The following is a 24,927-nucleotide window of genomic DNA, read 5'->3' as shown; positions in this document are numbered from 1 at the left end:
AACTATAAATATCATTATTAATCATTATAATTGTAAAGGAAGTATTTAAATGTTGTGAAAGCATGACCGCTTGGAATCCAGCTCTAACATCAATAAGGAATGCGACCGTCATGCCCCCTGAAATGGTTGCATCGGCCATAAAAAAGTCTGAAAGACCACTCATGGTGGTGGGGTCACTGGTAAATGACCTTCCCCATGATATACTGGACAGGATAGTTAAAATAATAAAAAAAGGGAAAATGGATATTGCCCTAACCGGAGGATCAGGTCTCAGGCTAAATGAACTGAGAAGGAAAAACATAATAGGGGTAATCGAACTTGTAAACAACCTCAAAAATCCTGACTGGGAGGGCTTCGATGGAAATGGCAACTATGACCTTGTATGCTTCATAGGTGTCCCATATTACATAGGTTCACAGGGCCTTTCAACCCTCAAGGCCTTTGCACCCCACCTTAAAACAGTGACCCTCTGCAGGTACATGCATCCAAATGCAGACATGTCATACCCCAGCATGAAGTACACTGAATGGCTCAGATGGCTCGATGAACTCATAGATGCCCTGGAGCAGTAGCTCATGGAAATTAAATAGATGGGGTGTTCTGATATTGAAGCCTTGTCATGAAAAATTAAACATTCTTTCAGAGGGCCTTTGATATTTCAACAGCCTTCTCAGCGGCCCTCTCAAGGGAAGTCTCAAAGGGGATCCCTGCATCTGTGAGGATCCTCTGTCCCTCCTCCTCATTGGTTCCTGTGAGCCTTATTACAAGGGGCACATCCCTCTCGGCATCCTTCAGGGCATTCACAACACCCCTTGCAACATCGTCAGCCCTTGTTATACCGCCAAGCACATTCAGGAACACCACTTTCACATCAGGGTGGGATATTACCAGGTTTATGGCCCTCCTTATGATGTCCTCTGAGGCACCACCACCTATATCAAGGAAGGTGGCGGGTTCACCCCCCTTCAGTTTTATGAGGTCCATGGCGGTGAGGGTAAGGCCAGCACCATTCCCTATTACTGCAATATCACCCTCAAGTTTAACAAAGGCAAACTCCTCTGGTTCATACTCATCCAGTTCCATGAATTCACGGTGACGGTAGATGGAGTCATCATCCACCTCAAGCTTTGCATCTGCTGCAATAACATCATCACCTGAAAGTACAAGAGGGTTTATCTCGGCAAGCCTCGCATCGTACTTCCTGAAGAGATGGTAGAGCTTCCATATCACAGCCCCCACCTTTGGTATGAGTTCACTTTCAAGACCCATCTTCCTTGCGATCTCCCTTGCCTCGTAGGGGAGGAACTCGTCAAGGGGGTTTACATGGTATCGCACTATCTTCTCGGGGGATTCTGCTGCAAGCTCCTCAATATCAACCCCGCCCTCACTGCTTGCCATTATAAGGGGCATCCTGGCTGCCCTATCAATAACGACGCTCACATAGAACTCCCTGTCGATGGGTATCTTCCTTTCAACCAGGACAGATTTAACCTCCTCGCCCTTAACCCGGGATGCGAGGAGATCAGAAGCAACATCAGCCGCAGTTTCTGGTGTTGCAAATTTTATACCACCCGCCTTTCCCCGGCCACCGGTTAGGACCTGTGCCTTGATGGCAACCTCTGAGTCAATATTCTCAGCGACCTCAGATACCTCCTGGGGGGTCCTGGCAACGGATCCCTCTGGGACGGGTATGCCCTCACTCCTGAAGAGTTCCTTGGCGCTGTACTCGTAAAACTTCATTTCTGTCCCTCCATGATGAGTTCACGACCTGCCTGGAATGCCATGATGTTCTTCTCCTCAGTGCCGGGAGGCACACTGTTCTTTATGGCCTCCTCAGCGGCCCTTACACTTACAACTCCAGTGGCCTCTGTGAGGGCCCCTATCATCACCATATTGGCCACGATGGTTATACCGACCTTTTCCTCGGCTGTCCTAGTGGCAGGTGCACGGAAGTAACTGATGTTCCTCTCATCCACGAAGTCCTGGATTTCATTCTCGATGACCATGTCAGGGTCTGCGATGAGGGTCCCGCCGGCTTTGAGATCATCCATGTAGGTCAGAAGTGCCTGGTGTGACATTGCAACGAGTATGTCAGGGCTCTGGACCTTGGGGTAGTCTATCTCCTCGTCACTTATAACAACCTCTGCCCTTGAGGCACCACCCCTTGCCTCTGGTCCATAGGACTGGGTCTGTACAGCGTAAAGGCCATCATATAAACTTGCAGCTTTACCCAGAACTATTCCTGCAAGTATAACACCCTGACCACCGAATCCAGCAATTCTGATTTCCTTCCTCACTTCAATCATCTCTGTAGGCTGATTTGATTATATCAATTTTTCCGGATTTTTCTTCAACCATCTCATAGATCCTGTCACATAGTTCAGGGCGTGGGGCATTGGTAAATTCACCGATGATGAGTTTTCCATTGACCTCTTCGGGATCCATTTTGAGGGCTTTCCGCCGGTTGATGCTGTTTTCCTTCATGAATTTCATCATCTCAACCGGGGAACGCATCCTGTTCTTTCTTCCGAAGTAGGTTGGGCACTGTGAAACAGCCTCTATGAATGAGAAACCCCTGTTCTTGAGTCCCTTCTTTATGGAGTTTGCAAGTTGCAGCGGGTGGGCAGCTGTCCACCTTGCAACGTAACTTGCACCTGCGGCCCTGACGAGTTCAGAGAGATCAAATGGGTCCTCAAGTGCACCGTATGGGGCTGTGGTACCGAAACTCCCCTCCGGGGATGTGGGGCTTATCTGCCCCCCGGTCATTCCGTATATGCTGTTGTTTATGCAGATCACTGTGAGGTCAATATTCTTTCTTGCCCCATGTATGAGATGGTTTCCGCCGATGGCTGCGGCGTCACCATCCCCTGTGAACACCACAACATTCAGGGAGGGGTTGGCAAGTTTGAGTCCGGTTGCGAAGGCTATGGGCCGACCATGGGTTGTGTGGAGCGAGTCGCATTTAACATAACCAGGGATCCTTGATGAGCAGCCTATACCTGAAACCATTGCAATGCTGTCAAAGTCAACTCCAGCCATTTCCATGCCCTTAAAGAAAGTGTTGAGCACTATCCCGTTACCGCAGCCTGCACAGAATATGTGGGGGAGCCTGTCCCTTCTGAGGTACTTGAGGTATGGGTTTTCCTTTACATTCATCTGGACACTCCTTCATTTCATCATTATAATGGTGGGCTTGTTTCTTACATTCATCTGCGCACCCTTCATTTCATCCCCATAATTTTGTTTAGGATCTCATCGGGGCGGTGGATCTCACCACCAATTTTTGGAAGCAGTTCCACCCCGGCCATGCCTGAGGCAACTCTCTGAACCTCATAGAACATCTGCCCGAGGTTCATTTCAACAACCAGAAGCTTCCTTGATGACTCAGCGGCTTTCTGGATTTCAGTCTCAGGGAACGGCCATGGCGTGTTTATCTTGATGTAACCTGCCCTCACACCCTCGGACCTGGCCATCTTAACTGCGGTTGCAACTGAACGTGAGGGGGCACCGTATGAGATGACTGTTATATCCGCATCGTCTGTCCAAACCTCCTCAACATCCACTATTTTATCTCTGTGATTCAGTATCTTGTCACAGAGTCTCTTCACGAGTTTTTCGTGGCCCTCAGGGTTTGAAGCATCAGGGTACCCCCTCTCATCATGTGTGAGTCCCGTCACAGGTACTCTGTACCCATCCCCAAAGGCCGGCATCTCAGGGATGAAGTCTCCATTGGGTTTGAATGGGATGAACTCACTTGGGGGACTTGTGGGTGACTTTCTCTTTCTGATCTCCACCTTGTCGGGTATGGTTATCTTCTCCCTCATATGGCCCACTATTTCGTCGCTGAGGACCACCACAGGCACCCTGTATTCCTCTGCAAGGTTGAATGCCCTAACAGTGAAATCGAAGCACTCCTGCACAGAGGATGGTGAGAGGGCTATTATTTCATAGTCCCCATGCGAACCCCACCTTGCCTGCATCATATCGCTCTGGGATGCCATTGTTGGCTGTCCGGTTGAAGGTGAACCCCTCTGGACATCCACAATCACAAGGGGGGTTTCTGTCATGGCAGCGTATCCCACATGTTCCTGCATGAGGGAAAAGCCCGGCCCTGAGGTGGCGGTCATTCCCTTAACACCCCCCCACACAGCACCTATAACTGCCCCGAGGGCACCTATCTCATCCTCCATCTGAACAAAGACTCCACCTTCCCCTGGAAGGAGAACAGCCATTTCTTCAGCTATCTCTGTTGATGGTGTGATGGGATAACCTGCAAAGAACCTGCAGCCGGCACTTATGGCACCACGGGCGCAGGCATCGTTTCCCTGAATAAAGTACTCCTCAGTCATCGTCATACACCACTATCGCCTGATCAGGACACATCAGCATGCATATCTTGCATCCCGTACATTTATCCAGATTTTTAGGGATGGGTTCATGCACTCCCTTCCTGTTGAGTTCCTCTGACCTGACATAGACACCTTCAGGGCAGAACTCCCTGCATATGTCACATCCCTTACAGAGATCTGAATCTATCTTTATCATGGTAATCTTCCATCAATGTTCTTATCATAGCTTTGCTTTCAGAATTTAAATAATTAATCAAGATAGATTTTTTGGTCCATCAGTGCGGACCCTGAAGTTTCACTATCAATCCTTTATATACATGAGGGACACCTCATGCAGCTGGATGCAGATTCGCAGCCATTACAACATCAATCCTTCACATACATGAGGGGATACCTCAGTTCATCGAGGTACTCGAGGCAGATCGTTATCCTTGATGAACCATATTCAACGTCTAACCTCACCCTTAGCATCTCACCGGTGAGGGAGACATAACCAAATTCTCCAGTAGCCTCCCTTACCATGCCTCTGTCTATATGGACCTCTGCATCCCTGATTGCCGGCTGGAGCTTTATTGATTCGGCAATTGCACCCTCAAGGACTTCAACGGTTTCAAGGTTAACAGGGGTTCCAACGAACTGGTGGAAGAGGGCACCCATACTTATGCCGCCCTCAAATATGGCCCTTTCCCTGTCTGACAGATTTGAAAAGTACTCTTCTCCAGGTTCTCTCATTTTAAACACCTTAAGCTTCACTAAAGTCCAAATATGCTGTTGAATTCAATGAGTTTCTCTGATATGAACTCTGGGGGGATCGGGAAGATGTAACCCAGCAGCAGGAAGAGTGTGAGGCTGATTACCGCTGCAAGGAGAAGTCTCCTATCTTCATAAACAGGATAGAGTCTGGTGATCAGAAGACCAGCCCCAAGGAATCCGAGTATTATGAGTAGCGCATAGTACCTCTTGGGGTTCTCAACCTTGAGGTTTCTCTGGTAGGGCTTTATGCCTTCAAGTTTACACTCAACTATCAGTCTCTCCCTTGTTGATCCAAGGGGGTGGCATGTGATGAGAAATAGCCTCGCCCCCTGATTCACGGATATCTGGTAGGATGCTGGCACGATGAATGATCGATTAACCCTGTAAGTCGCAAGGCCAACCCCTGGCCAGTTAAGGTTGACCTCATCCCCCGGCTTCAACTTATCAAGGTTCAGGAAGGGTGAGCCGTAGAGTGTCCTGTGTCCGAAGAGTATGACGGTTCTGTTACCAGGGAGGTAGGACATGGGTTCATGGTAGACTCCATAGAAAACGGATCGGTTGTTGATGGTCTCCTCAAGGTTAATGGATGGTATCTCAATGACCGGAGCCCTGATGTCAGGGTTCTGAACAATTACCTGTGAGGAATAGAAACTCACCTCAAGAAGGGCGTAGAGCGACACTATGAACATGCCTGCAATTATCAGAAAAGTTGCCAGCCTCATGAATGTCCCCATAAAAAAGTTAAGGTGGGATGATTAACGTATGATCTTTGTGTAGGCAACTGCGGCTGCAGTCACAAGCACACCTATCACCAGTGGACCGTAGGGGGCACCTGTCTTAGCACCTGGAACAGATGATGAACCGGTTGTCCCCTGAAGAGTGCCTGGCGGGTAATAGCCTCCACCACTGGTTGAACCGTTACCTCCGCTTACCTTAGCGGGCCATTCGTAGGTGTATACGAACCTCTGTGAGGTCTCCGGGTCCATTGTGACATCCCATGCAGCAACCTGTGTGCTCACAAAGAGGTCATCATCCACAAATGCCTTGGGTGAACTGTACACTAGTTTTGAGTTTGCAGGGGCAATGGGGGCCCTCACGATACCTGAAACCTTCTCTTCATCGATGTTGATCAGAGTGAACCCAAAGGTCCCCTTCCAGTATCTGAGATCCAGTGATGGGTTTAGGACCTCTATCTCATTGGGCATGAACCATGAGGACATGAGGCCAGGCTCATTTATAAGTGGCCAGTAATTGCTGTTATCTGACTCAACATTAACGATGTAACTGGGTATCTCACCCATATCCCCCGTGGCCCTGAGGCCAAATGACACTGTTTTTGTCTCCCCAGGTTTCACCTTCCAGCCGTAGTCACCCCCCAGTTCAGGCGTCCTTGACTTGACCATTTTAACCGCCGCTGGATTCGTCCACTGGATGAGCCATTTAATTGTACTGTTCTCTGAAAGGCTTCCCTGGTATACCTGCCCTATCTTGAAGTACTGGACGTTGTTGTCATTGTTCTTTATCTTTACGGTTATAACAGCGGTCAGGTCCTTCAACCTGAAACTGGTTGCAGATGGTTTTTCAGAAACCCATGTCTCCTTGGCAGCTGACCCTGTATCAGAGACTCCCAGAATGGAAAGCATGAACACAGCAGCTATAACAACATACACCCATTTTTTCATAAACATCCCCACCTAGAATATTAAATAAAAATTTAATAAATTTTTTGGCTTAGTCAGCCGTATATGCTCTGAAGCTCCCTGATCATCCAGTCAGGGGCGTTCTGTGTTGGCACAGTCAGAACGATGCTGTTCATGTTCTGTATCAGGAAGAGGACATCCTCCCTTGGGACCTCGAGTATTATGAGGTAGTTGGCATCAAGCTCTCCCAGATTTGATGACCTCTCATAGTTGGACAGCCTTATACCGTAGTTTTGGAGTATGGCATTGATCTCGGCTTCATTCAGACCACCTGAGGCAGCCGCCCGCAGGAGCTGCTCCACATCTGTTGATGATGTTCTTTCATTTTCGCTCTGTGAGGTTATTGTGTTTAGTGTTAACCGCTGAGTGTTTAGTATGCGCGCGTCCACTGTACCGCTGTCCTTGGATCTAAGAATTGCAAGTACAGTAGCCCCGCTTATTCTTGGTGTTGATGCTGCAGCTGATGTATTGTTCTCGGTGGCGTTCTGGTTGAGGTAGACGTCGACCATGTTACCCACACTTATAAGGCCGCCTGCAGCCTGCAGTCTCGTGATCATTATTGGCACAGCAACGGTATCAGGGGTCTGGATCTGCGTATTTGCAAGCACGGTCGCATCGGCCTGGCTCACAAATTTCTTTGCATCAGCAACCTTCATTATCACGCGCTTTTCCTGACCGTTGTCTGTATAGTTGACCATGACCCTGCCGACACGGTCCTTCTTTATATTTATCTGCTGGTTCTGATAGGTACGCCACGACTGTGTTGCGGGACCCACAACATCAACCGCTAGGGCCTCCTCGGGTGTAACAGCGGCATCTATCTGTGCAAGTATGGCTTGCTTCTGGGGATCAGTTGCGAGGGGGCCCTTGAAGAGTGCGTCCACCTCAGCGATCTTTGTGGCCTTGGCGTTCTGCAGCACCTCCTGGTATGGCTGGTAGACCAGGAAGTAGTAGCCTGCACCAGCAAGGACCATGAGAATAACACCAAATACGAGAGCGCCAACAAGGGTTTTCTGATCTTCGTCAGGGATTTTTCGACCTATACCTCCCGATGGACCACCAGGTCGTTTGGGTGGTGGTGTGAGTCTGGGTTTAGGCTTTTCACCACCCCTGAGAGGTTTTTCAGGGGTTTTCCCTGCCTTTGACTCTTCAGGGGATTTCAGCCGGGGCCTGGGTTTTGGCATGGGTCTGGGTTTTTTCTTATCTGAGCCCTCACCGCCACCGAATTTACCCACAAGTCCCTTAAGTTTGTCCCCAATCTTTGAGTCATCTTTCCTGTTGTTTTTCCGGAGATCAGGAGGATTATTCTTTTTCTCCCTGTCATTACCTTTAATCTTATCAAGCATTCAGATCACGTCTCATTGGTGTTATAGGCACTGCAATGTATGCCACAGTGGCCATAAAAAGCATGATAGCTGCTGGAATAGTGGTCATTTCAATCAAGCCTGTTACAATTGCTGCTATTATGAGTATGAAAGCAGCAGAGGCCATTTTACCCCCCACACGAGGATATTCGATACTGCTGACCATGAGGATACTGACAGCGAGCATCATGACCCCCACAACTGTCTCACTGTAGAATCCTGTGAGATAAAATGATGATACAACAACCGCCGCCACGGGTATTGGAAGTCCCGTGAAGTTCTTCCCACCCCCTGTGAGAACATTGAACCTTGAGAGTCTCAGTATGCCACATATTACTATTAAGAGACCTACTAATATATTAATATATCGAAAATCGGCACTTGTTAAGTAGATAAGGATGGCTGGGGCAACACCAAATGAGATTACATCTGAAAGGGAGTCTATGTTTTTGCCAAATCCATGAATATCAACTCTACCAGTTCGGCGTGCAACCCACCCATCAAGCGAATCGAAAATGACAGCCAAGAGCATCAGAATAGATGCAGCACTAAAAGCCCCATGAATGGACATTAAAATGGAAAAATAGCCTGATGAGGCATTTAAGATCGATAAAATATCAGGTAATGATATGAAGGATGTTATCTTCTTGTCATTCATCAGCGCCACCTGCAGATTTATAGTATATAATTGTGTCTGAGTTAATTAAGTATTATTGCGGTCATCTTCATTTTCTATGAACCTTGCGAGCACGGTCTCCCCGCCAATGGGTCTTGACCCTGTCTTCACAAGCACCTCACAGTTTTCTGGCAGTATAAGGTCTACCCTTGAGCCGAACCTTATCATACCTATACGGCTCCCCCGCTCAACATAGTCTCCCTCATTGACGTACTGAACGATCCTCCGTGCAATGAACCCTGCTATCTGCACCACCCCAACATTGCCATGCTCTGTTTCTATCACGATCAGGTTCCTTTCATTTTCGGTGAGGACACGTGAACGTGCAATCCTGAATTTGCCGTCAAGGTGCTCTGTGTATATCACCCTCCCTGAGACAGGGGCCCGGTTTACGTGGACATCAAATGGTGACATGAAGGTACTTATGAGAATACCCCCATCACCCCCAGGGAATATCCTGTCAATGAGGGGATAATCTGACCCAACCCTTTTTATACGGTCTATCTTGCCGGATAAACGCCTACCATCTGCGGGGGCAACGATGATATTATCTTCAGAGGGAATATTTCTTTCAGGGTCCCTGAAGAACTGCATCATGAAGGCTATGAGGCTGAACATGAGTATACTGACAGCGTGGTAGCCCAGGAGAAATGGTATGGTGGCCACACTTATGAGAAAACTGGCTCTTTTTGCAACGCCCTTAACAAACACACAATTCACCTATTCTAATAATTGTAGAGGTAGAGGCACATGAAGACCCTCTTGAAGAGTAACACCCTGGCTTTCACTCATCAGCACCTCACTGGATGTTGAATAATAATTAGTGAAACATATATATAGTCATGTGCTGAAGATTAAATGTAATCTGTGATTGATATGCATGTGTTTTCCTCTGGAGCAGGGGAACTTTCTTTTAAGTTCCTTTTAGAGTAGATGTGATGGTGATGATAGAGAGTAAGATAAAGGTTCTCAGAAAGGCAGCACAGGTTTCAACAGCCCAGAGTTCAGACAGGCTGTGGTGTGTGATTGCAGGTAATGAGGAGATGGTCAACTCTGTGGCATATGAAGCAATCACATCCAGGGATCTTGTAAAGATACTCTTCAGGGAACACGTTACCATCAAGGATTCCTTTTTAAGAAAACGCTTTGATTTGATAATGCTTTATGGCGAAAGCAACAAAATAAGAGATCTTTCACTTATATGCAAGGAAAAGGGAGGGGCCTATATAAAGATAGCCCCATATTACGTTGAGAACGAGCCCAACCTTGTGCTTCTTGTCGCCCCTGAGAACTATATGAAAAGGTTTGCAGGGGAGGCTGAAAAGAATAAAATAGGTTTTTCCTTCATCCTTGAGGACAGAACGAGCGGTTTTATAGAGACAGATGTCTACCTTACAGAGAGGCTCCCGGGATTTATAAGGAACATAATCGACCCCCTCTTCAAGGTTACAGACGTTGTCCTAGTGACACTGCTTATCTCTGTTCATGAATCAGGGGATGTTGAGAGGATAAATGAGATAGCATCCCGCAACAACATATTTGCAGTTGACTTTAGAGACATATTTGAGGAGGAGTAGCATGTTTTCATTTGGGAAGAAGAAATCTGAAGAAAAACAGGAAAGGAAGAGTGCAATCACCAATACACTCGGAATAGACCTGGGTACCCTCAACACCGTGGTTGCCAAACCCGCAGGGGATAAATTTGATATCTACAAGATTCCCTCTGTGGTGGCCGTCAAGAAGGAGGACCCATCATATGTCCTTGCAGTGGGTGAAGAGGCAAAGATGATGCTCGGAAGAACTCCCGAGGACATAATTGCTGTGAGACCACTGAGGAAGGGTGTTATTGAGAGCGTTGCACAGGCAGAGGCACTCCTTGTATATGCAATGGAGATGGGGGCAGGAGATTCTGATTCCATTGACAGGATAGTTATAGGTATACCCGGGGATGCCTCAGAGGTTGAAAGAAACGCCGTTGAGGAGATAGGAAGGAAGGCAGGGGCAAATTATGTCCTGGTTATAAGTGAGGGCCTTGCAGCTGCCATAGGGGCCGGGCTGCCCATAGCAGAGGCGTCAGGGACCATGGTTGTTGACATAGGGGCCGGTTCCAGTGACATTGTCGTGATATCCCTTGGAGGCATAACCGACATTGAGACAATCCGGGTCGGCGGGGATGATATTGACACCAACCTTGTTGAACTGGTGAAGGAGAAGTACAATGTTGAGATAGGCATCCATGAGGCAGAGAAGGCAAAGATAGAGGTTGGGATGGTCAAGTGTAATGAGGACCTTGAAAACCTCAAAACAGTGGTTATAGGCAAATGCATGGAGACAAACAAACCTAAAAAGGTTGAAATTGACTCTGAAATGGTTGCAGAGGCTGCCGAGCCTGTTGTAAAGGGTATAGTGGATTCCATAGCAGCGGTACTTGAAAGGCTCTCACCTGAACTCATCTCAGGGGTCTACAACAAGACTGTTGTTGTGGGTGGAACCTCACAGCTCAGGGGCCTCAGGGAGAGGATACTGGACGAGGTTGGCATTCCTGCCGAGATATCAGATGACCCCATGACAGTGGTTGCCAAGGGAGCCGCAATAGTTGCTGCAGAACCAAGGGCACTTGAACCTGAGGTAAGGCTCAAGGCAATGAAATAATTATTTTTTCTGATCTGATGAAGGTTCTTGGAATTGATGAGGCGGGGAGGGGTCCTGTAATAGGTCCCCTTGTCGTGGCGGGTGTTATGGTCCCTGAGAGGAAGTTCTCGATACTCCGGAAAATGGGTATAAGGGACTCAAAGAAGCTCACACCCGAGAGGAGAAAATTTCTTGCCCGGAAGATAAGAAGGATCTCAAGGGTGTTCACGGTTAAGATATCGGCATCGGATATTGACACGATGCGTGAGAAGGGCTTCAACCTAAATGAGATAGAGAAGATAGCAATAAAGAGGATAATAGCCGAGGCACAGCCGGACTCTGTCATAATAGATTCAGTGGATGTTAAACCAGAGAGGCTGGCTGAGGAGATAAGGTCCCACTTCGGGGACATCGAGGTGAAGGCCGAGCACGGTGCAGATGCAAAGTATTACCCCGTTGCAGCGGCCTCAATAATCGCCAAGGTTGAAAGGGACCTTGAAATAGAGAGGATACAGAAGCTGAACAGAAAACTGGGGGACATGGGTTCCGGTTATCCCAGCGACCCCCGCACCAGGGCTTTTCTGGAATCACTCAGCTACGATGAACTCCCGGACTTCGTGAGAAAGTCATGGGCCACGGTCCAGAAGAGGAGAAAAAACTGATTTAATCAGAGAAAGTCATGGGCCACGGTCCAGAAGAGGAGAAAAAACTGATTTAATCATAATACAGCCAGACCACTATTTTTAAATATATCCTCTCCGGTAAATACCCATCAGGTGAGGCAGAAAAATGTTTCTCGAACCAGTCTTCAACTTCTTTGGGACAGTACTTGAAATGTTCCGCAGTGGCGGTGTAATAACATACATAATAGCAATCACAGGCATCTATGGTTTTATCACTTCCATTGAGAAAATACACTACCTAAGGAAGATTTCGCGTGTTAGCACACCCCAGATAATAGGCAAGGTCAATGAATCCATGGAGAAGGGCGGAGCACTTGAGGCACTCAGGGAGATAGGGCAGTACCAGAATCCAGTATCAAAGATAATATCAGAGGCCCTTAAGATAGGCTACAGGAACCGTTCAGAGGTTGAGGATGCGATGGAACGTGTTTTCATTGTTGAGATGAGCAACATGACAAAGGGTCTCGGGACTCTCAGGACAATAATAGAGGTCGCCCCAATGCTGGGTCTTATAGGGACCGTCATAGGGATATGGTACACATTCAGGGCCCTGGGTGTTAACGCTGATCCTGCTGCAATGGCTGAGGGGATCTATGTTGCACTTATAACCACGATACTTGGACTGGCAGTTGCCATAATCCTCATGCCCCTCTACTCCTACATAACAGGCAGGATAGACGATGAGATAGACAAGATTGAACTCATAAAGAAGATGACAAACTGGGGGTACGCCATCATGAGGATAAGGGTTGATGGAGACGTCGATGATGTGGTCGAGGCCCTCATGGAATCGGATGGTGTTGTCAGCGTGAGGACGGTTGATGACCCTGAGGCAAACCTTGTGGTGGCATTCAAGCCCAGCATGCTTGAGAAGAGCATAAACAACATAATACTCGAAAGGTGCGGTAAGAGCGCCGAGATCATTGAAAGTAAGCTGCGGCAGTGATAAAATGGTCCTGGATACAGAGAGGTACAGGAACAAGGTCCATGGAAGGCCAAAGTTTAACATGGTCCCCTTCATCGATATACTCTTCACAATACTGATTTTCCTTGTGGTAACAACCACCTTTTCAGGAGGGGCAGGTGAGGCATCAGGAAAGCCCCAGATAAGTGAAAACACCGGGCCATCAGAGTACTACCTCATACCTGTCGCAGGCCTGAGGCGGGTAACGGTTAATGGCATTGACATGTCCAGCCACATAAAGAACAGTGCGGTGGCGGTCCACACCAGGGTCATAGATGAGGGTGAAATAATAATAAGGCCCAGGGAGGGGGCAATAATCATAACAGCACCACCTGACCTTCCGGTCGACAGGGCGGTTAAAACACCATCATAATTTTGCAGGTGATATGATGTATCTTGGAAGAATACTGGCAGTTGGAAGAAACAGCAGCGGATCCTTCGTGGCTTACAGGGTCTCAAGCAGATCCTTCCCAAACAGGACTGCAAGGCTCCTTGACGAGAGGGTTGCGATTGTACCAGTTGAGGGCTGTGAGGGTGACGTATTCAAAAACCCCTACATAGCATACAACTGCATAAGGATAGTTGATGGGACTGCGGTTGTATCCAACGGTTCCCATACAGATACCATTGCAGATAAGATATCCCTCGGGATGAATCTGAAGGATGCCCTGGGCTTCTCGCTCCTTACAATGGACTATGAGAAGGATGAACTCAACACCCCAAGAATCGCGGCGGCAATCAATGACTCGGATGCGTTCATAGGAATAGTTACAGAGGATGGGATAAATGTCAGAAGGGTCCCTGAAGGCGTTTCAATGTACATATCAACCTATGAGCAGACAGAACCAGCAGAAACCACCTTTGAAGCTGGAAATGCAGAGGAGGCTGCAGAGTTCATACTGGGCGGCGGAGATTTTGCGGCATTCACACACCCTGTTACCTCGGCAGCGGCATTCAACAGAGGAGACGGTTGGAAGCTGGCGACAGGAGAAAAATGAATTCCGGTGCTTAAATGCAGATAACCCTAACTGGAGTGGAAGGTCTACCACTTGTCTCAGAGGGTGATGACATAGCAGCCCTTATAGTGGACGCCCTGAAATCCTCGAACATGGAACTCCTTGATGGTGACATAGTAGTAATCGCTGAAACACTGGTGGCAAAGGCAGAGGGCAACACCGTTGACCTCAGGAGGATTGAACCATCCAGAAAGGCACTTGAAATAGCATCAAGGACAGGTAAGGACCCCAGACTCGTTGAGGCAATCCTTGAGGAGTCCACTGAGATACTGAAGGTTGGCCATGACTTCATAGTATCCGAAACCCGGCACGGATTTGTATGCGCCAATGCAGGTATTGACGAGTCAAATGTTGAGGATGGACTGGCAACCCCACTCCCAGAGGACCCTGACAGAAGCGCCAGAAGGATACTTGAGGGTCTTCAGGAACTCACAGGGAGGGAAGTGGCTGTCATAATCTCTGATACACAGGGAAGGCCCTTCAGGGAGGGGGCTGTCGGTGTTGCAGTTGGAGTCGCTGGCATTTCACCGGTGTGGGACAGGAAGGGTGAACTGGACCTTTATGGCAGGAGCCTCCAGACAACCAGGGTGGCGGTTGCAGATGAGCTGGCAGCCGCAGCCTCCCTTGTGATGGGACAGGCAGATGAGGGCGTACCCGCCGTCATAGTAAGGGGTTACCCATGGGGGCACCTCCGCGCCACTGGCAGCGCAATGGAACTTTTAAGGCCCCGGAAACTTGACGTCTTCAGGGATTAGGTGGTTCAATGATAACAGTCCTCTCTGGGGGTACAGGCACACCAAAACTCCTGCAGGGCATTGTGAGGGTTGTGGACCCCTCTGAGGTTACGGTGATAGTTAATACGGTTGAGAACGACTATTTTTCTGGAGTCTATGTCGCACCTGACATCGACACAGTTATCTACACCCTTGCAGGGATAATAAACGAGGAGACCTGGTATGGGGTCCGGGATGACACATTCATAACCCATGAGAGGCTTGCTGAACTTGGATGCCCGGAGCTCCTGAGGATAGGTGACCTTGACCGGGCATTCAAGATACAGAAAACCCTCCTTTTAAGGGAAATGCCACTCCACAGGGCGGTGGAACGCCAGTGCAGGGCCCTAGGTGTGGAATCAAGGGTTATCCCCATGAGCAACCAGGAATCCCATATCAGGATAATTACAGATGAGGCTGAGATGGGGTTCCACGAGTTCCTTGTGGAGAGGAGGTCAGAGCCTGAGGTCCTGGATGTTCAGTTCAGCAGGGTTAAACCGGCACCTGGTGTTTTAGAGGCGGTTGAGTCTGCCGAAAGGGTCATAGTGGGACCATCCAATCCTGTGACATCCATAGGACCCATCCTCAAAACAGAGGGTGTTAGGGATGCCCTCAGAGATGCAGAGGTATCTGCAGTATCACCATTTATAGGCAGGAGGCCATTCAGTGGCCCTGCAGGGAAATTCATGGAAGCTAAGGGCTATGAGGTCTCGAGCCTTGGCCTTGCAGAGATGTACAGTGATTTTCTTGACATGCTGGTGATTGATGAGGCCGACTCAAATCTCAAGACGGAAATAGAAAAACTAATAAAAGAGGTAACGATAACAAAGACCATCATGGAAAACATAGGGGATAAAATAATGTTGGCCAGAATACTTTTGGGTGAAATATTATGATACAGATGACCTTAATTCAGATAGACAATTATGGGCCATGGACAGTCACACCAGCCCCACGTAATGAGGCTGATCTTCAGATACTCCAGGCAGAACTTTACGCTGACCTTCAGCGCCAGTTTGCTGCCCGTCAGGGACTTGTTTTCTTCACAAGATTCGATAATATGCTCGCCATTACCAATGGTATAGGAGTGGAGGACCACAGAAGGATACAGAGGTCCATAGGTAACCGTTACCCCATAACCGTGAGTATGGGTGTAGGGGCCGCTGAGACACCCTATGATGCCCAGAGAAACGCTTCAAGGGCTCTTCAGAGCCATGGAGGGGCCCAGTCAGAGGACAGGAAGGAGGTCCTTGCCATAGATGGTCTTGTGGATGAGGGTTATGTGCAGATTGCACATATTGATATAAATGGCATCACAGAGACCATGACCGACATTGTGCCAGCCTATGACACATCATTCATTGTTAACCGGGTCCAGCACTTTCTGATGAAGAAACTCATAAAGGAGGGCGCCCTTCTATTCTTCATAGGTGGGGATAACTTCATGTCCCCCTGTAACGGCCTTGAACCGCAGGGTCTGCTTCGCATACTCAATGAGATAGATGACGAGATAAACGTTGCACTCAAGGCAGGTATCGGTAAGGCACCAACAGCTGAGAAGGCAGCCAACCTGGCAGACCTGGCCCTCGAGGAGATAAGGGGCGGCTTCACATATGACCTGGTCCATGTGATGAAGGAATAGGTGGATGAGGTCCCGCATTATCAAGATTTTCTAACCAAAAACCTGTGGTTGCTGATATCATAATTGTCCTGGCCCCAATGGCAGGTATAACCGATGCAGAATTCTGCATGAAACTTATCCCCTATGGTTTTGATGCTGTTACACTGGGCGGCTACAATGCAGATGAGGAAACATCCAGGGCTGGAAGGCTAATAGCCCAGAGGGGCAGACCTGAATTTGATTTTGACTCTTCTGAACTTAAATCCATAGTAGAATCTGAGGCATCAAGGATAAAGGACAGTTTTGAGGTGCTGGTCTCTGTGAACCTCAGGGCCCTTGACCCCGAACCCATCATGGAGATATCATCCATCAGGGAAGTGGATATTGTTGAGATAAATGCACACTGCAGACAGCCAGAGATAACCTCCCTGGGTGCCGGACAGGCGATGCTCCATGACCCTGAATTCATGGAGGACTTCACATCTGAGGTCGTGAAGGGTGCCAATGCAGAGGTCTCTGTCAAGATACGGGGAAATGTGCCTGGAGTTGATACGGCTGACATTGCAGGAATGCTTGATGACCTTGGGGTTAGCTACATTCACCTGGACGCCATGAAACCAGGGGAGGATAGGGCCGACCTTGAACTCGTGGGTGAAGTTTCACAGAACTTAAGGAATTCGGCCCTCATAGGTAACAATTCAGTGAGAGACCCTGAATCCGCCGCTGCAATGCTTGCTGCAGGTGCAGATGCAGTATCAATTGCAAGGGCCGCCATATCTGGCAGGATAGACTTTAATCTCAGGGAACTCAGATTTAATCTGGACTAAAAATTTAGAAAATTTTAATAGTCCCTTTATCAAAAGAATAATACAGATTCATCTTTCACTGGTAACGTTAATTTTAGCAACTGAGGGTGAGCACATGTCTTTCATAAAGCTGGAAAACGTCACAAAGAAGTTTAAGGGTGTTGAGGTTTTAAAAAACATCAGCGTTGAAATCGATGAGGGCAAGGTCCTTGGGATACTGGGAAGAAGTGGGGCAGGAAAATCTGTTCTCATAAACATGCTGAGGGGTATGAAGGAATACAGGCCCGACTCTGGCCGTGTGATCTACAACGTGGCAATCTGCCCTGAATGCCTCAGAGTTGAACCCCCATCCTTTGAGGGTAATGTATGTGGATGTGGCTCAAAATTTTCACTAAGGGAAGTGGACTTCTGGAACTGTGACAAGAAGACCTTCGCCGCCGTCAGGAGAAGAATAGCCATAATGCTCCAGAGGACATTTGCCCTCTATGAGGATGACACGGTAATCGATAACGTCATAAAGTCAATGCCGGATGTTGAATATGAAACAGCCCTCTACCATGCCCTTGACCTCCTTGAAATGGTTCAGATGAGCCACAGGATAACACACATTGCAAGGGATCTCAGTGGTGGTGAAAAGCAGAGGGTTGTCCTTGCAAGGCAGCTGGCCAAGGAGCCAATGGTTTTCCTGGCTGATGAGCCAACAGGTACCCTTGACCCCCAGACAGCTGAGCTCATACACGACGCACTCCTTGAGGGTGTCAAGGATAAGGGAATAACCATGATCATAACCTCCCACTGGCCCGAGGTCATGAGGGACCTCTCTGATTATGCCATATGGATCGAGAAGGGTGAGATAATCGAGGAGGGAGACCCCGATGACGTGGTTGCCAGCTTCATGGAACAGGTGCCCGCACCTGAGAAGGTGAAGGAGTTTGAAAGGGAAACCCCCATCATAAAGATGGTTGATGTTAAGAAGCACTACTACTCCATTGACAGGGGTGTTGTAAAGGCTGTTGACGGTGTTGACCTCACAGTCTATGAGGGGGAAATCTTTGGTGTAGTGGGGCTCAGCGGAGCCGGTAAGACGACGCTCTCAAGGATAATAATCGGCATAACCGAGCCAAGTAGCGGGAAGGTCTGCGTGAGGCTGGGTGATGAATGGATAGACATGACCGAGAAGGGGCCCCTTGGCCGTGGCCGTGTAACGCCCTACCTTGGGATACTCCACCAGGAGTACAGCCTCTACCCCCACAGGGATGTGCTGGGTAACCTCACAGAGGCCATCAGCCTTGAACTTCCGGCAGAATTTGCCCGGATGAAGGCTGTCTATGTCCTCAAGGCCGTGGGCTTTGATGAGGAGTACGCAGAGAACCTCCTTGACAAGTACCCCGATGAGCTCTCAGGTGGTGAGAGACACAGGGTCGCCCTTGCCCAGGTCCTCATCAGGGAGCCCAGGATAATAATACTTGATGAACCCACAGGTACCATGGACCCCATAACCAGGGTGCAGGTTACAGATTCAATCCTGAAGGCCAGGGAGGAACTGAATCAGACCTTCCTGATAATTTCACATGACATGGACTTCGTGCTTGATGTCTGTGACAGGGCATCCCTCATGAGGGGAGGCAGAATCCTCAAGACAGGTGAACCCGAGTCAATCGTCGGGGACCTCACCCCCGATGAGAAGAGGGGGATGCTCAGGGAATAACCCCCTTTATTATCTGCAAACCACAATTTATTTATCAAAAAAGCTGTTAAAGGCATTAAGTGGTGTTATTTTAGATACCATGTAATGGATTATTATTAACAGAATAAACATAATTAATAAAGGAGGACTGTGTTTGGTATGGAGCGACGCACCATCCCATGTCTGCAGGGGTGGTGATAAAAGGGCGCTTACATTCTGCTGCCCACCGGTGAAGCCCTGCCCCATAATGATAGCACTTGAGGAGGCGGGACTGACACCACAGGATTACATTGAAATCAAGGAGTCATTCGCAAGAAATACAAGGCTTGGTGAGGGCCAGGGGACATGCTTCGGTTCACTTGTCTGGTGCTGCAAGCCCTCAAAGCCCTGTCCACTCAGGGACATGGCCATGAAGAGGATTAACATGACAACTGAGGAGTACATGGAACTCAAAAAGAGGCTCTCAGAGGAACTTGTGGGCACCTCTGAACCTGACACCGAGAGCGTGAAGGCCCTGGCAGAAGCCTTTGAGGTATCCATTGAAGAGGCCAGGGAGGCCCTTGCCGAGGCAGATAATGACCTCAGAACAGCAATGAAGATACTCAGAATGAAATCCCTCTGACGGATGGTAAAATGTCCCTCACACCCCTCTACATTGACATGGAAGGTAAGAGGGTACTCGTGGTGGGTTCAGGTGAAGTTGGAAGAAGAAGGGCGATGAGGTTCATCGAGGCCGGTGCAGAGGTTGCGGTTCTTGGACAGGAAGTTGAAGGCGCTGTTTCAATAGCCGAGGAAAAACTTGAGGAGTGGATTAAGAAGGCAGACCTCATAGTTGCCGCAAGTCCCGATAGAAGCCTCAATGAAAGGGTAACTGAACTTGCAGAGGGTAAACTCCTTAACCGGGCAGATGACCCATCAAGGGGTAACGTGGTTGTCCCATCGACATTCAAAATAGCGGATGTTTCAATCTCAGTATTCACAGGGAAAAAGAGTCCACTGATGGCAAAACACCTCCGCAGGAGGATCCAGGAGGTCATAAAACCAGAGGATATACTAATGATTGAGGTTCAGGATGTATCCCGTCGCGTGCTCATGAAAGAGGTCCCGGATCACAGAAAGAGGCGCAGAATTCTCTATGAGATCTCAGAGGATAAAATGGTACAGGAAAAACTTGAAGCTGGTGATCTGGAGGGTGCCATAAGAAGGGCGCGGGACATAATCATGGATAGGGGGGGCTTCAGGTGATTCTTAACATAAGACTCGACCACAAGACCTCTGATGTGAAGACAATGGAGACGGCATCAGGCAGAATAGAGGAGATTGTGGGTGAACTTGAGGCCCTTGAAGCCGTGACCGAGAAGGTGCCCCTCATGACCTGCAACAGGGTCGAGTACTACCTTCATGTCACAGGGGTCCCACCTGAATTTGATTTTAATGGATTTACAGTTGAAAAAGATGAGGATGCCCTTCTACACCTTCTGAGACTGGCTTCAGGTCTTGAATCAATGATAATCGGGGAGGACCAGATACTTGGACAGATAAAGGCTGCAAGGTTACAGGCCCTACGTGAGGGTACCTGCGGGCCCCTTCTTGATATGGTGTTCACCAAGGCGGTCCATGTGGGACAGACCGTGAGGCGGAAGACGAAGATAAACAGGGGTTCTGTCTCAATAGGATCAGCGGCTGTTGATCTTGCAGAGTCAATACACGGGGACCTCAAATGCAAGAAGGTCCTTGTTATAGGGGCAGGTAAAATGGGGACACTGGTTGCCCGCGCCCTCGCCGAAAAACACCTCAAGGCAATAATGGTTGCAAACAGAACATATGAGAGGGCCTACCAGCTTGCATGCGAACTCGGTGGTGATGCAATACACTTCGACAGGCTCAACAGGGCCCTCAGGGATGCAGATGTTGTTATAAGTGCCACAGGCTCACCCCACTATATACTCACCCGTGAGCGTGTCATGGAGGCGGTGCCCCCTGAGAGGAGGTCCAGCATTGTGATGGTGGACATAGCCAACCCAAGGGATATAGAGGAATCCGTGAGGGAACTTGGAGTCAGGCTATTCACAATCGATGACCTCAGGGGCGTGGCCGAGGAGAACCGAAAGAGGAGGGAGGCCGAGGCAAGGGAGGCCGAGGGGATAGTGAGGGCTGAACTTGAACTCCTCCTGAGGGCAATGAAGCACAGGGAGGTGGAGCCACTTCTTGCTGAGATAAGGGGGAGCATGGAGTCCCTCCGGCAGAGGGAGGCAGGTAAGGCAATTAAGAAAATTGAAAACAGCAAGGACCCTGAGAGGGTTGTTGAGGGCCTCACAAGGTCAATAGTTGATAAGATATTCCATGATATTGCACTGAAAATCAGGGATGCTGCAGAGAGGGATGATAAAGAGTTCTTGAGGATGTGTTCTGAGCTCTTTGATTGTGAGGAATCTTAGGTTTTTTTGGATTTTCTGATCTCTTCATGTAGAGAATTTGGTTTTTGTACTCATGGAGTCCTTTAACCAGGAAAAGACTGTAGAGAATTGGGTTTTGTGCTCATGGAGTTCTTTAACCACTAAAAAAATTAAAGTTTAAACGGATTTTATAAAATTAAAAAATTGATCTAGGCGAACATGTGCCTGGGTTCGCCCTTCAGTTCACGCTCCTTAAGAGCATATTCTATGTGTTCACGCTCCACCTTTGGACTTTCATCTGCCAGTGCCCTGTGGAGGGCTGTTTTAAGCACCCTCTCCTTTATGTCCCTTCCTGACATTCCCTTTGTCAGTTTAACAAGTTTGTCCAGGGAGAAATCCACATCCAGGGGCATGGTCTCAATGTATTTCTCAAGCATCATCCGCCTCTCATCATCCCCAGGTAACCTGAACTCTATTTCCTCCTCAAAACGGCTTCTTATTGCATTATCAAGAAGTTCAGGGTTATTGGTGGCGCCTATGGTTACAACACCCCAGTTCTGATTTATACCATCCATCTCTGTCAGGAGTGCGTTAACCACCTCTGAGACGTCCCCACGGAGGGACTGGAATCTCCGGTCGAGGCCAATTGCGTCCATCTCATCTATGAATATAACTGATGGGGCAGTTTTTGATGCCAGTTCATAGAGTTCATGTATCTGCCTTGCACCGTCACCCACATGCTCACCTATGAGGCTTGTGGCCTTTATAAGGTAGAGGGGTACCCTGAGTTCATTTGCAAGGGACTTTGCAAGCATTGTCTTACCTGTACCCGGGCTTCCATGGAAGAGGACGTTCCTGGGCGCCCAGTCCCTGAATCTGTCCGGGTCCTCAAGGTACCTCATGATTATCCTGCACTTTATCTTGGCGTCCTCCTGACCGATAACATCGTCCATGGTGATATCACTTTTCACCTCATGGAACTCCTCCCTCTCGTTCTCCAGCAGTATAATGGAGGTGTTCCTGGTTATCTTTGAACCGTCAGGGTGGGCCCTTATTATTTTGAATGCATAGTCAGGGAGCAGTTTCTGGTCAAATAGATAGGAACCCTCAGTTGCACTGAAACCCTCCCACTGGTCCCTTGCATAGATCTCAAAGAGTTCCTTGTTAACGGCGTCTATCCTTGGGGACTCCATCAGGTTGCATACGAAGGGGTATCCAACCGGCTGGAGAACAACAAGTTTTGCCTCCCTTTCAGGATCAGAGGCCTTCACAGGGAACTTTTTATCTGTTAGCTGGGGGTCATAGACTATGTTATTGAATTTCACCACATCACCTGTTCTTCAGAAACAAGTTCTGATACTGTGATATACTCAAGAAATAAACTCATCATAGGTAAATTGTGCATCGGGGTGTATAAAGTTTTAGGTACACTCCGAGGGATCTGTATTTTCAGTACACTCAATGCAGTTAATTCAAGAAACATCGGAGCATCCGTGTAGATTTTTTGGTCAACTTCATGCAGCCCATATAAAAAACTGGATTTGTAGATTTTGAGACATTCCCCACACCTTATTTCTCTGGACCAGCGTCACCTGCTGAGGTACCCCTCAAGTAGGGTCTTTATCCTCCTTGCATCCTCATCCTTTCTGGGTGTCTCGGAGATTATGGTGGCATCCCATCCACCATCAACCAGCACCTCAAGGAGGGGCTCAACAGGAGGGCCAAAGCCTTCGGATAGGGTATGGTGCTTTCTCTCTCCTGCATCTGTGTACTCTATCCCTGTGAAGTGGCAGTGGAGGTGCTCCACTCCTAATCTTCCCTCAATCTCCTCAAGTATCCTCCTGTAATCACCGGCGCCCCCTATGCACCCACCACCCCTTGCATGTATGTGTGCAAAGTCCACTGTGGGCATGACGTTATCAAATTCCTCTGAGAATCTTATAATCTCCTCTAGACTTCCCACCTGTGACCTCTTACCGGTGGTCTCAGGTGCAAGGGTGAAGTCCCTGATACCGGCACTTTCAAGTCTTGAGATGAGTTCCCCAAGGGACTTCCTGCAGAGCTCAAACGCCCTTCTCCTCCCCAGGTCACCGTAAAAGCCGGGGTGGAATACAATACGGTAGGCACCCATCCACTCCCCTGCAACCGCACAGTCAAAGAGCCGGTCAATTGATTTCTCTATGGTCTCCTCCTTGGTTGATGAAAGGTTTATATAGTAGGGGCCGTGCATTGAGACAAGTATATCATTCTTCCTGGAATTTTCACCAATCTTAAGGGCGTTTTCCTTCTTCAACCTGAGGCCATAGGTTGCCTGGTACTCATAGGCGTCAAGTCCCATGGCCCTGATCTTTCTGAAAACACTGACTGTACTGCCACGGTAACCCACGGGGTTCCCTGCAGGACCAACCCTTATCAAAAAAACACCCGGTTAAAGGGTTAAATAGAAAAAATTGGTTTTTAGAGTATGCCCATGGCCCTGTTGGTCTTCATTATGGACTTCATGTTGTCCTCTTCAAGTTCAAGGAGGGCCCTTATTGCATCCACACTCTCTGGGACGGCATCGGATTCCTGGTGGACCGCCTGCATGTAGAAGAGTTCCCCTTCAACCACGTTTATGGACTCCTCCCAGACGGGTATCTCGAAGAGGTCATTCCGTGACCTTCCAAGTTCCTTGGCGTACTCCATTATCTCTGCGGTTGATGCAAGGCCCTCTGAGGCCTTCACAAGCATTACCCTGGTTGTCTCGTCTAGCTTCGCCTTTATCTCATCGGCGTCCACAGGGTTCTCCAGTTCCACCATTATGTTGTGCTGGTGCATCAGTGTTGTGGGGACAAGGAGTGCAACGGTGTGGATATTAACGCCCTTCATGACGGTTTTGAGGTCAGGTCCGTGGTGTGATGGGACCGTTGGGGGGTTAGGTACAATGGCGTTTATTGGACCCTTTTTCACCTGTACAGGGTCGCCACCCCTTCTTACCATCACTGCCCTCACCTTCTTTATTCCACAGAGGTCATCTATTGGTTTCAGGGTCCTGCAGAGGCCGGTGGTGTTGCAGGAAACAACCCTTGTGTAGTCGGCCCCCAGTGACTCCGCGTAGTTTGTGAAGGAGTTGAATGAGAGTCCAATGGCGTCGTGCTTTTCACCACCCTGGAATATGGCCTTTATCCCCTTTTCACGGTACAGTTCAAGGTTCTTGGCACCGATGCCCTCGGGTGTTGCATCAACCACGATGTCTGCTTCCTCCAGCATGTCCTCCACGGTACCGCTAACAGGGATTCCAGCATCATCAAAGAGCTTTTCGCGTTCAGGGATGCTTACATAGAGGTCATAGCCCTTTTCAATTGCAACCCTCGCCTCAAAATCAGGTTTTGTTTTGCTGACACCAACGACCTTCATGTCGTCCTGGGCAGCCACAGCGTCGGCGACTCTCTTTCCTATTGTCCCATACCCGTTAATGGCTACAGATATCATTAAAGAAACCTCCTATCCCCTGAAAACTTCTGTTCCC

At 48.7% G+C, this 24,927-nt stretch carries 29 protein-coding genes; 15 read left to right on the top strand and 14 right to left on the bottom strand.

The window, feature by feature from the left end; genetic code table 11:
* Window positions 1–62 precede the first annotated feature (62 nt).
* Window positions 63–572 (top strand): CO dehydrogenase/acetyl-CoA synthase complex subunit epsilon, encoded by a 510-nt coding sequence (gene cdhB, locus AB9H23_RS05675; RefSeq protein WP_370004468.1) that lies wholly within the window; start codon window positions 63–65, stop codon window positions 570–572.
* A 67-nt stretch (window positions 573–639) separates the two neighbouring features.
* Here cdhB and sucC read toward each other — a convergent pair whose 3' ends face one another.
* The 11 genes from sucC to AB9H23_RS05620 all read right to left on the bottom strand — a co-directional run bounded on the left by sucC (window position 640) and on the right by AB9H23_RS05620 (window position 9,553).
* Entirely contained in the window at window positions 640–1,740 is a 1,101-nt protein-coding gene (gene sucC / locus AB9H23_RS05670) for an ADP-forming succinate--CoA ligase subunit beta (protein WP_321211024.1), read from the bottom strand.
* Window positions 1,737–2,297, bottom strand: a complete 561-nt coding sequence (locus AB9H23_RS05665; protein WP_321212166.1) for a 2-oxoacid:ferredoxin oxidoreductase subunit gamma — start codon at window positions 2,295–2,297, stop codon at window positions 1,737–1,739. The genes sucC and AB9H23_RS05665 overlap by 4 nt, the downstream gene beginning before the upstream one ends.
* A gap of 1 nt (window position 2,298) precedes the next feature.
* Complete coding sequence (gene korB, locus AB9H23_RS05660) at window positions 2,299–3,156, bottom strand: 2-oxoglutarate synthase subunit KorB (RefSeq protein WP_321211023.1); 858 nt, start codon at window positions 3,154–3,156, stop codon at window positions 2,299–2,301.
* A gap of 65 nt (window positions 3,157–3,221) precedes the next feature.
* Complete coding sequence (locus AB9H23_RS05655) at window positions 3,222–4,349, bottom strand: 2-oxoacid:acceptor oxidoreductase subunit alpha (protein WP_370004467.1); 1,128 nt, start codon at window positions 4,347–4,349, stop codon at window positions 3,222–3,224.
* Window positions 4,342–4,545 carry a ferredoxin family protein gene (locus AB9H23_RS05650; protein WP_013296213.1) on the bottom strand — a complete coding sequence of 68 codons (204 nt, stop codon included), beginning with the start codon at window positions 4,543–4,545 and terminating at the stop codon, window positions 4,342–4,344. Before AB9H23_RS05650 ends, AB9H23_RS05655 begins: the two co-directional genes overlap by 8 nt.
* A gap of 170 nt (window positions 4,546–4,715) precedes the next feature.
* Complete coding sequence (locus AB9H23_RS05645; RefSeq protein WP_147671570.1) at window positions 4,716–5,081, bottom strand: dihydroneopterin aldolase family protein; 366 nt, start codon at window positions 5,079–5,081, stop codon at window positions 4,716–4,718.
* Window positions 5,082–5,101: 20 nt separating this feature from the next.
* A complete protein-coding gene (locus AB9H23_RS05640; RefSeq protein WP_013296211.1) occupies window positions 5,102–5,824 on the bottom strand; it encodes a class E sortase in 723 nt (240 codons plus the stop codon).
* A 33-nt stretch (window positions 5,825–5,857) separates the two neighbouring features.
* The gene (locus AB9H23_RS05635) at window positions 5,858–6,784 is read right to left on the bottom strand and encodes a hypothetical protein (protein WP_013296210.1); all 927 of its coding nucleotides are present in this window, start codon (window positions 6,782–6,784) and stop codon (window positions 5,858–5,860) included.
* A gap of 53 nt (window positions 6,785–6,837) precedes the next feature.
* Complete coding sequence (locus tag AB9H23_RS05630) at window positions 6,838–8,148, bottom strand: DUF515 domain-containing protein (RefSeq protein WP_370004466.1); 1,311 nt, start codon at window positions 8,146–8,148, stop codon at window positions 6,838–6,840.
* Window positions 8,141–8,824, bottom strand: a complete 684-nt coding sequence (locus AB9H23_RS05625) for an archaetidylserine synthase (RefSeq protein ID WP_370004465.1) — start codon at window positions 8,822–8,824, stop codon at window positions 8,141–8,143. The genes AB9H23_RS05630 and AB9H23_RS05625 overlap by 8 nt, the downstream gene beginning before the upstream one ends.
* A 45-nt stretch (window positions 8,825–8,869) precedes the next feature.
* Window positions 8,870–9,553: an archaetidylserine decarboxylase gene (locus tag AB9H23_RS05620; RefSeq protein WP_370004464.1), complete on the bottom strand. Its 684-nt coding sequence runs from the start codon at window positions 9,551–9,553 to the stop codon at window positions 8,870–8,872.
* Window positions 9,554–9,786: 233 nt separating this feature from the next.
* Here AB9H23_RS05620 and AB9H23_RS05615 point away from each other — a divergent pair, with 233 nt between their 5' ends.
* The 14 genes from AB9H23_RS05615 (at window position 9,787) to hemA (ending at window position 21,461) form a co-directional block, all read left to right on the top strand.
* Window positions 9,787–10,419, top strand: a complete 633-nt coding sequence (locus AB9H23_RS05615) for a hypothetical protein (RefSeq protein WP_013296206.1) — start codon at window positions 9,787–9,789, stop codon at window positions 10,417–10,419.
* 1 nt (window position 10,420) lies between these two features.
* Window positions 10,421–11,494, top strand: coding sequence for a rod shape-determining protein (locus tag AB9H23_RS05610; RefSeq protein ID WP_147671576.1), 1,074 nt, complete (start codon window positions 10,421–10,423; stop codon window positions 11,492–11,494).
* Window positions 11,495–11,511: 17 nt separating this feature from the next.
* Window positions 11,512–12,135, top strand: a complete 624-nt coding sequence (rnhB, locus tag AB9H23_RS05605) for a ribonuclease HII (protein ID WP_147671577.1) — start codon at window positions 11,512–11,514, stop codon at window positions 12,133–12,135.
* Window positions 12,136–12,262: 127 nt separating this feature from the next.
* Window positions 12,263–13,102 (top strand): MotA/TolQ/ExbB proton channel family protein, encoded by an 840-nt coding sequence (locus AB9H23_RS05600; RefSeq protein ID WP_147671579.1) that lies wholly within the window; start codon window positions 12,263–12,265, stop codon window positions 13,100–13,102.
* Window positions 13,103–13,106: 4 nt separating this feature from the next.
* A complete protein-coding gene (locus tag AB9H23_RS05595; RefSeq protein WP_147671581.1) occupies window positions 13,107–13,493 on the top strand; it encodes a biopolymer transporter ExbD in 387 nt (128 codons plus the stop codon).
* 16 nt (window positions 13,494–13,509) lie between these two features.
* Window positions 13,510–14,118 carry an IMP cyclohydrolase gene (gene purO, locus AB9H23_RS05590; protein ID WP_147671583.1) on the top strand — a complete coding sequence of 203 codons (609 nt, stop codon included), beginning with the start codon at window positions 13,510–13,512 and terminating at the stop codon, window positions 14,116–14,118.
* A gap of 14 nt (window positions 14,119–14,132) precedes the next feature.
* Complete coding sequence (locus tag AB9H23_RS05585) at window positions 14,133–14,891, top strand: coenzyme F420-0:L-glutamate ligase (protein WP_147671585.1); 759 nt, start codon at window positions 14,133–14,135, stop codon at window positions 14,889–14,891.
* 8 nt (window positions 14,892–14,899) lie between these two features.
* Window positions 14,900–15,805, top strand: coding sequence for a 2-phospho-L-lactate transferase (gene cofD, locus AB9H23_RS05580; RefSeq protein ID WP_370004463.1), 906 nt, complete (start codon window positions 14,900–14,902; stop codon window positions 15,803–15,805).
* Window positions 15,802–16,551 (top strand): GTP cyclohydrolase III, encoded by a 750-nt coding sequence (locus AB9H23_RS05575; RefSeq protein ID WP_013296198.1) that lies wholly within the window; start codon window positions 15,802–15,804, stop codon window positions 16,549–16,551. Before cofD ends, AB9H23_RS05575 begins: the two co-directional genes overlap by 4 nt.
* 44 nt (window positions 16,552–16,595) lie before the next feature.
* Complete coding sequence (locus tag AB9H23_RS05570) at window positions 16,596–17,357, top strand: MJ0144 family RNA dihydrouridine synthase-like protein (protein WP_370004462.1); 762 nt, start codon at window positions 16,596–16,598, stop codon at window positions 17,355–17,357.
* A gap of 94 nt (window positions 17,358–17,451) precedes the next feature.
* On the top strand, window positions 17,452–19,044 hold the full coding sequence (gene atwA, locus AB9H23_RS05565; protein ID WP_370004461.1) for a methyl coenzyme M reductase system, component A2: 1,593 nt from the start codon (window positions 17,452–17,454) through the stop codon (window positions 19,042–19,044).
* Between the two features lie 133 nt (window positions 19,045–19,177).
* Window positions 19,178–19,645: a methanogenesis marker 9 domain-containing protein gene (locus AB9H23_RS05560; protein ID WP_370004460.1), complete on the top strand. Its 468-nt coding sequence runs from the start codon at window positions 19,178–19,180 to the stop codon at window positions 19,643–19,645.
* A gap of 11 nt (window positions 19,646–19,656) precedes the next feature.
* A complete protein-coding gene (locus AB9H23_RS05555) occupies window positions 19,657–20,268 on the top strand; it encodes a bifunctional precorrin-2 dehydrogenase/sirohydrochlorin ferrochelatase (RefSeq protein ID WP_370004459.1) in 612 nt (203 codons plus the stop codon).
* A complete protein-coding gene (gene hemA, locus AB9H23_RS05550) occupies window positions 20,265–21,461 on the top strand; it encodes a glutamyl-tRNA reductase (protein ID WP_370004458.1) in 1,197 nt (398 codons plus the stop codon). Before AB9H23_RS05555 ends, hemA begins: the two co-directional genes overlap by 4 nt.
* Window positions 21,462–21,628: 167 nt before the next feature.
* On the opposite strand, the gene AB9H23_RS05545 is transcribed toward hemA, so the two are convergent.
* From AB9H23_RS05545 to AB9H23_RS05535, 3 genes are all read right to left on the bottom strand, one after another.
* Entirely contained in the window at window positions 21,629–22,744 is a 1,116-nt protein-coding gene (locus tag AB9H23_RS05545) for an AAA family ATPase (protein WP_370004457.1), read from the bottom strand.
* Window positions 22,745–23,007: 263 nt separating this feature from the next.
* Window positions 23,008–23,835 carry a deoxyribonuclease IV gene (locus AB9H23_RS05540; protein ID WP_370004456.1) on the bottom strand — a complete coding sequence of 276 codons (828 nt, stop codon included), beginning with the start codon at window positions 23,833–23,835 and terminating at the stop codon, window positions 23,008–23,010.
* Window positions 23,836–23,876: 41 nt separating this feature from the next.
* Window positions 23,877–24,890, bottom strand: a complete 1,014-nt coding sequence (locus AB9H23_RS05535) for a phosphorylating glyceraldehyde-3-phosphate dehydrogenase (protein WP_370004455.1) — start codon at window positions 24,888–24,890, stop codon at window positions 23,877–23,879.
* Window positions 24,891–24,927 lie beyond the last annotated feature (37 nt).

The sequence above is a fragment of the Methanothermobacter sp. KEPCO 2 genome, assembly GCF_041228365.1.
Classification (GTDB): domain Archaea; phylum Methanobacteriota; class Methanobacteria; order Methanobacteriales; family Methanothermobacteraceae; genus Methanothermobacter; species Methanothermobacter marburgensis.
The sequence above is the reverse complement of the archived record's forward strand: the minus strand, read 5'-3'. Positions and strand labels throughout refer to the sequence as shown.